The sequence below is a fragment of the Rhizobacter sp. genome, assembly GCF_031412495.1.
Taxonomy (GTDB): domain Bacteria; phylum Pseudomonadota; class Gammaproteobacteria; order Burkholderiales; family Burkholderiaceae_C; genus Schlegelella_A.
In genome coordinates this window covers 1-6,677 of sequence record NZ_JANODC010000272.1, presented here as the reverse complement: position 1 = coordinate 6,677, position 6,677 = coordinate 1, and the positions used below count along the sequence as shown (strand labels likewise).

Here is a 6,677-nt window from a genome sequence, read left to right as displayed (position 1 = left end):
GAGCGGTCCATCCAGACCGCCATGTAGTGGCAGCCGATGCCGGCGACGGCGCGCGAGCCCTCGGGCACCTTGGTGCTGGTGTTGTGCGGGCAGCCGCTGCAGAAGAAGGGCGACCGCTCGCCGGTCGCCGGCGCACCGGCGGCGCTGCCGGCCACGAGGCTGCGCTCCTTGGCGTCGATCAGGGCGATGCGCGCGGTCATGCCGGCGGCGATGTCCGGGACCACCCCGAGCTTGGCCAGGCGCCGGGCAATGGCCCGGGCGATGATCGAGGGCGTCAGGTCGGCCTGGGCCCGCAGGAGCCAGTTCCGGCTCGGGTTCGGCTGGCTCCACTCGCCGCCGGTCCCGTCGCCCTCGGCCTCGTCGAACTTGCCGAGCACGTTCGGGCGCACGTCGGGGCGCCAGCCGTACAGCTCTTCCTTCAGCTGGTACTCGATGACCTGGCGCTTCTCCTCGACGACGAGGATCTCCTGCAGGCCTTGCGCGAACTCGCGCGTGATCGTCGCCTCGAGCGGCCAGACGACGTTGACCTTGTGCACGCGGATGCCGATGCGGCGGCAGGTCTCGTCGTCGAGGCCGAGGTCCGAGAGCGCCTGGCGCGTGTCGTTGTAGGCCTTGCCGCTGGCGATGATGCCGAAGCGGTCGTTCGGGCCCTCGATGACGTTGTGGTTGAGGCGGTTGGCGCGCACGTAGGCGAGCGCCGCGTACCACTTGTAGTCCATCAGCCGCGCTTCCTGCTCGAGCGGCGGGTCCGGCCAGCGGATGTGCAGGCCGCCGGGCGGCATCACGAAATCCTCGGGCAGGATGATGTCGACCCGGTCAGGGTCGACCGAGATGCTGGCCGACGACTCGACCACCTCCTGGATCGTCTTCATCGCCGACCACACGCCGGCGAAGCGGCTCATGGCGAAGGCGTGCAGGCCCATGTCGAGGATGTCCTGCACGCTCGACGGGAAGAACACGGGCAGGCCGCAGGCCTTGAAGATGTGGTCGCTCTGGTGCGCCGCGGTCGAGCTCTTGGCGATGTGGTCGTCGCCGGCCAGGGCGATGACGCCGCCGTGCTTCGCCGTGCCGGCCATGTTGGCGTGCTTGAAGACATCGGAGCAGCGGTCGACGCCCGGGCCCTTGCCGTACCAGATGCCGAACACGCCGTCGAACTTCTTGGTGTCGGGGTACAGGTCGAGCTGCTGCGAGCCCCACACGGCCGTGGCCGCCAGCTCCTCGTTGACGCCCGGCTGGAAGACGATGTCCTGCGCCGCCAGGTGCGGCCTGGCCGCCCACAGCGCCTGGTCGTAGCCGCCGAGCGGCGAGCCGCGGTAGCCGCTGATGAAGCCGGCGGTGTTCAGGCCGAAGACCGCGTCGCGCTTCTTCTGCAGCATCGGCAGGCGCACCAGCGCCTGCGTGCCGCTCATGAAGGCGCGGCCGGTCTGCAGGCTGTACTTGTCGTCGAGCGAGACGCTTTCCAGCGCCTGGCGGATCGACTCGGGAAGGGGGGCGTTCATGTCGTCACTCCGGTCGGAAGCTGCGAGGTGCGACCGGCCGGCTCGTGGCCAGCCCGCGCATGGGCGCGAGTGTAGGGACTCCCTGCGCCGGCAACGAAAAAGGGCGATGGCTCCCGGCATCGCCCTCCTCGGCCCGCAGGGCCGACCTGTCCTCGGGTGGTTGCTTCAGCCGCGGGCGCGGCGCCGGCGCGCAACCGCGCCGACGGCAGCCAGGCCGGCAGCATCAAGGCTTACGTCTCCGGCTCCGGGATCGCCGGCACGGTCGGGACGCCGCCGGTCTGCACGAAGCCGGCGTAGCGAACGTTCTGCCTGCGAGTTGTTGAAGAAGCCGAACTGCCCGCCCGGGAAGGTGTTGTCGACCACGGTGCGGTCCCACGGCACCGTCGCGCCATCCTTGATGACGATGTGGATCTCGCCCGGGTTGAGATTGAAGTCGAGGTGGAAGTCGTACAGACGGTTGTCGCTCCAGCCCTTGTCGGTGGCATGGTTGGTCGCGAGGACGGTCATGTCGCCGAAGCTGACCTGGTTCTCCCAGAACTCCTCCAGAGACAGGTCAGCCGGGACGTTGCCGGTGGCGCCCTTGAACTTCTTGATCGTCATGCCTTCGGCGGCCGTGCGACCCACATAACCCTGACCGCTCTGCTTCCAGTCGAACAGGTAGAAATTGCTCGAGTTCTGGTAGCCGAACACGAAGCCCATTAGTCGTCGTCGCCGCCGGTCTGCAGAACCTGCCAGGACCCGTCGATCGAGAACTGGGTCTGGTTGACGTTGTTCAGGTAGAACGACGGATCGGCGTTGATGACCTGCCGCACGGCGCGGCGGCGGCGCAGGTGGCGGCGAACGCGAACACGCCTGTGGCGCCCGAGGCGCAGGAGCGCCTCGAGCATGGGTTTCCTTCTTGTTGGGGGTGGTGCGTGCGGGCCGGACGAACCGTCGGTGCTGCACGCCACCAAGTATTCATGGGTGTCCAAGCCGCCTGTACCCCCCGGTTCCTGGGGGCCATCGGCCCGCACCCATGCCCGAGCGGTCAGTGACCGGCTGACTGCCCGCCCCAGAGTTCCTTCAGCCGTGCGTCGCGACCGCAGGTCAGGCGGTAGTAGTTGTAGCGGACCGGGTTCTTCTTGTAGTAGTCCTGGTGGTACGCCTCGGCCGGATAGAACGGCCCGCCGGGCACCACCTCCGTGACCACCGGCTCCTTGAACGGCTTCGACTTCGCGAGCGCCGCCTTCGATGCCTCGGCGATCCGCAACTGGTTCGCGTCCTGGGCGTAGATGGCGGATCGGTACGGACTGCCCGCGTCGCAGAACTGGCGGTCCTTGGTGGTCGGGTCGATCGTCCGCCAGAAGTGCTCGACCAGCTTCTCGTAGCTCACCCGGCGCGGGTCGAAGACGATCTCGACCGCCTCGGCATGCCCGGTCTGCTTGCGCGAGACCTGCTCGTAGGTCGGGTTGGGGACGTTGCCGCCGGTGTAGCCCGAGGTCGTCGACAGGACGCCGTCCACCTTGTCGAAGTCCGCCTCGACGCACCAGAAGCAGCCGCCGGCGAACACCGCCTTGGCCGTCTGCGCCGGCACCGCTGGCGTCGCTGTGGGCCCGGCCGTCTGGGCCAGGGCCGGAGCCGTGACGGCTCCGAACAGGACGGCGGCGAGCAGGCCCCGCAGCGATCGGCGGGCGCTCATGCCGCGGCCGCCACGAACTTCAGCGCCACGCCGTTGTTGCAATAGCGCTTGCCGGTGGGCGGCGGGCCGTCGTCGAAGACGTGGCCCTGGTGGCCTTCGCAGCGCGCGCAGTGGTACTCGGTGCGCGCCATGAACATCTTCCTGTCGGTCTTGGTGCCGACGGCGCCGGGCAGGGCCGCGTAGAAGCTCGGCCAGCCGGTGCCGCTCTCGTACTTGGTGTCGGAGGAAAAGAGCGGCAGGTCACAGCCGGCGCAATGGAACTGCCCCTTGCGCTTTTCCGCGTTGAGCGGGCTCGAACCGGGGCGCTCGGTGCCTTCGTGGCGAAGGACTGCGTACTGCTCGGGCGTCAGGCGCTTCTTCCATTCGGCATCGCTGAGCTGGAGCCGGTCGGCCCGCGCGGCGGGGGCTTGCGCGGACGCGGCCTGCGGCGCCAGGCCGAAAGCGGACAAGAGTGCGAGGAAGGGGCGGCGTGTCATCGAAAACTCCTGTTGGAAGCACTCGGTCGGCGGGCGCGGTCTTTTCTTTCCGGCCCTCGTTCTACGCGCTCGTCAGCTCGCTGGACGCCGGCCGGCCGGAGAAAGTTGCAGGACATGGGCAGCGACCCGGTGCCGCACCGCGAAGGCGTCCGGCACCTCGGCCTCGATAGCCCGGCCGCCGTGGCTCGGAGCGGGAGCGGCCGGGGGCGGGGGAGGCATGCGCTTCTCAGCGGGTCGGCCACAGCGCCCACATCCGCAGCGGCTGCTTCATGCGCCCCGCCTGCGCTTCGGCGGCATCGCCCCAGCCCCAGAAGTAGTCGGCGCGGACGGCGCCCGTGATTGCGCTGCCGGTGTCCTGGGCCACGACCAGGCGGCGCAGCGGCGTCGACGACAGCGGCTCGGTGGTGTCGAGCCAGACGGGCGTGCCATAGGGAACGCTGAGCGGGTCGACGGCGATCGACCGGCCGGGCGTGAGCGGCACGCCCTGGGCGCCGCGCGGGCCGACCTCGGGATCGGGCAGCGGCTCCTCGCGGAAAAAGATGACGCGCGGGTTGCTCCACAGCATCTCGTCGATGCGCGCCGGAGGCTGCCGGCGGGCCCAGGCCCGGATCGCCGGCCACGAGGCCTCGTTTGCGCGCAGCTCGCCCTGGTCGATGAGCCAGCGGCCGACCGACCTGTACGGGTGGTCGTTCTGCCCCGCATAGGCGACGCGGACCAGCGTCGGCCGGCCGCCCGGCTCGGCCGGGAAGCTCAGGCGGCCCGAGCCCTGGATCTGCAGGAGGAGCGCATCGAGGCGGTCTGGCACCCAGGCGATCTCGCTGCCGCGCAGGCTGCCGCGCGCCGCCGGCACCGTCTCGAGCTCGCGCCGGCTCCAGTAGGGCTTCTTCGCGCCGAGGTCCGGCGGTGGTGCGTGCAAGGCGACCTGGAAGCCGGGCCGCGGGCTGCGCGACGCCGCCACCAGCGGCTCGAAGTAGCCGGTCGCCAGGCCGACCGGGTCGCGCTCGAGCGACTCGACGCGGTGCGGCTGCAGGCGCTGCTGCAGCCAGTCGCGCACGCCCGCGTCGGTGGGCGAGCTGCCGAGCCGTGAGCGGCGCGCCTCGGCGCACAGCGCCTGCCACCCGGCGCCCGGGCGCTCGCAGCTGCGCAGCAGCGCCGGCCAGAACTCGGCCGCCCGGTCGGCGCTCCACCCCGGCAGCTGCGACCACGGCACCGGGACCCAGCGGGAACGGGCCCGCTCGAGCGCCGGCGGCTCGACGCCGTCGGCCGGTGCGTCGGGGAGCGCGGCGGGGGCGGTCGGCGCGGCGGCCGGTGTCGGGGTCGAGCGGCCTGCGCGCATCGGCTCGATCGATTCGCCCGGCGCCGGCGGGGCGGTGTTCGAGCATCCGGCGAGGGCCACGGCAATTCCTAGAATCGCCGCTGCGGCCCGGACCTGGGCGCTGCGAAGGGCGCTCGTCATGTGGGTCATTCTGCTGGAATCGTTGCTGGCGCTCGTGCTGCTGTGCTTCATCGTCTGGTGGACGATGTTCTCGGGTCGGCGCAAGGGTGAACGCACCGGCCAGGATGCCGAGCCGCAGGACGAGGAGCCGAAGTGAGCGGCCGCCGCCGCTGATCGACGGCCACGCCGCGGAGCGGACGCGGCGAGACCTTCAGTGCAGTGCGGAGGCGAGCGTCAGGCCGAACTCGCCGATCGGCGCGTCGAAGGGATGCGCTTCCTCGGTCATGCAGAAGAACGTGCCGCGCATCGTGCCGTGCGGCGTGGCGAGCCGGGTCCAGCTCGTGTACTCGAAGGTCTCGCCGGGCTTGAGCAGCGGCTGGTGGCCGACGACAGCGAGGCCGCGGACCTCCTCGACGTGGCCGTTCGCATCGGTGACGATCCAGTGCCGTGCGACCAGCTGCGCGGTGATGTCGCCGCTGTTCCTGATCGTGATCGTGTAGGCGAAGGCGAACTGTCCGGCGCTCGGATCCGACTGCTCGGGCAGGTGACGGACGGCCACGCTCGTCGTGAATTCTGGATGGGGCATCGGGCTCATTTTAGGAGCCGGGCTCCGCGACGACGCGACCTAGAATGAAGAGAGCCTCCTCGACATGCGCCATCACTTCATCGCTCCGAGCATCCTCTCCGCCGACTTCGCGCGTCTCGGCGACGAAGTGCGCAGCGTCATCGAGGCCGGCGCCGACTGGATCCATTTCGACGTGATGGACAACCATTACGTGCCGAACCTGACGATCGGGCCGATGGTCTGCGCAGCGCTGCGCAAGCACGCGCAGAGGCCCGACGGCACGAAGGTGCCGATCGACGTGCACCTGATGGTCGAGCCGGTCGATGCGCTGGCGCAGGCCTTCGCCGAGGCCGGCGCCGACTTCATCAGCTTCCATCCGGACGCGAGCCGGCACGTCGACCGCACCCTGCAGCTCATCCGCGCCGCGGGCTGCCGGCCCGGCCTGGTCTTCAACCCGGCGACGCCGCTCGACGTGCTCGACTGGGTGATCGACAAGGTCGACCTCGTCCTCGTGATGAGCGTCAACCCGGGCTTCGGCGGGCAGAGCTTCATTCCGTCGGCGCTGAAGAAGATCGAGCAGGTGCGCCGTCGCATCGATGCGAGCGGGCGCGACGTCCGCCTCGAGGTCGACGGCGGCATCAAGGCCGACAACATCCGGGCCGCGGCCGACGCCGGCTGCGACACCTTCGTCGCCGGCAGCGCGATCTTCGGCGCGAAGGACTACGGCGCGGTCATCGATGCCATGCGCGGCCAGCTGGCCCGTTGAACGCGGCAGGGTGCAGGCGATGAGCCGCCCGGGGCCGGCGCAGCCGCACCGGCACGATCCTGGCCACGCGACGGGTCCCGGCCACGTGCACGGCCCGGTCAACCACGACCGTGCTTTCGCGATCGGCATCGCGGCGAACCTGGTCTTCGTCGCCGTCGAGGCCTTCTGCGGCTGGCAGGCCGACTCGCTGGCGCTGCTCGCCGACGCCGGCCACAACCTGAGCGACGTGCTCGGCCTGGTCCTCGCCTGGGCCGGCGC

General features: G+C 70.5%; 9 protein-coding genes and 1 pseudogene. 3 read left to right on the top strand and 7 right to left on the bottom strand.

Annotated features, from left to right (window positions below; translation table 11 throughout):
• The 6 genes and pseudogenes from AC30N0_RS10340 to mltA form a co-directional block, all read right to left on the bottom strand.
• Positions 1-1,499 (bottom strand): annotated as a pseudogene (locus tag AC30N0_RS10340) (indolepyruvate ferredoxin oxidoreductase family protein); the annotation flags it as partial.
• 165 nt (positions 1,500-1,664) lie between these two features.
• Positions 1,665-2,198, bottom strand: a complete 534-nt coding sequence (locus tag AC30N0_RS10335; RefSeq protein ID WP_489517833.1) for a hypothetical protein — start codon at positions 2,196-2,198, stop codon at positions 1,665-1,667.
• Positions 2,198-2,386 carry a hypothetical protein gene (locus AC30N0_RS10330; protein WP_489517832.1) on the bottom strand — a complete coding sequence of 63 codons (189 nt, stop codon included), beginning with the start codon at positions 2,384-2,386 and terminating at the stop codon, positions 2,198-2,200. The genes AC30N0_RS10335 and AC30N0_RS10330 overlap by 1 nt, the downstream gene beginning before the upstream one ends.
• Positions 2,387-2,526: 140 nt before the next feature.
• Positions 2,527-3,177 (bottom strand): peptide-methionine (S)-S-oxide reductase MsrA, encoded by a 651-nt coding sequence (gene msrA, locus AC30N0_RS10325; RefSeq protein WP_489517831.1) that lies wholly within the window; start codon positions 3,175-3,177, stop codon positions 2,527-2,529.
• Positions 3,174-3,653 (bottom strand): peptide-methionine (R)-S-oxide reductase MsrB, encoded by a 480-nt coding sequence (gene msrB / locus AC30N0_RS10320; protein ID WP_489517830.1) that lies wholly within the window; start codon positions 3,651-3,653, stop codon positions 3,174-3,176. The genes msrA and msrB overlap by 4 nt, the downstream gene beginning before the upstream one ends.
• Positions 3,654-3,879: 226 nt before the next feature.
• The gene (mltA, locus tag AC30N0_RS10315) at positions 3,880-5,118 is read right to left on the bottom strand and encodes a murein transglycosylase A (RefSeq protein WP_489517829.1); all 1,239 of its coding nucleotides are present in this window, start codon (positions 5,116-5,118) and stop codon (positions 3,880-3,882) included.
• On the opposite strand from mltA, the gene AC30N0_RS10310 reads away from it, so the two are divergent.
• Positions 5,108-5,245 (top strand): hypothetical protein, encoded by a 138-nt coding sequence (locus AC30N0_RS10310; RefSeq protein WP_489517828.1) that lies wholly within the window; start codon positions 5,108-5,110, stop codon positions 5,243-5,245. The two genes, mltA and AC30N0_RS10310, sit on opposite strands and share 11 nt — an antisense overlap.
• 54 nt (positions 5,246-5,299) lie before the next feature.
• Here AC30N0_RS10310 and apaG read toward each other — a convergent pair whose 3' ends face one another.
• On the bottom strand, positions 5,300-5,674 hold the full coding sequence (gene apaG, locus AC30N0_RS10305; RefSeq protein ID WP_489517827.1) for a Co2+/Mg2+ efflux protein ApaG: 375 nt from the start codon (positions 5,672-5,674) through the stop codon (positions 5,300-5,302).
• Between the two features lie 64 nt (positions 5,675-5,738).
• Between apaG and rpe the strand changes: the two genes are divergently transcribed.
• The gene (rpe, locus tag AC30N0_RS10300; RefSeq protein WP_489517826.1) at positions 5,739-6,419 is read left to right on the top strand and encodes a ribulose-phosphate 3-epimerase; all 681 of its coding nucleotides are present in this window, start codon (positions 5,739-5,741) and stop codon (positions 6,417-6,419) included.
• A gap of 19 nt (positions 6,420-6,438) precedes the next feature.
• Positions 6,439-6,677: cation efflux transmembrane domain-containing protein (locus AC30N0_RS10295; RefSeq protein WP_489517825.1), on the top strand; the 239-nt coding region annotated here is incomplete at its 3' end.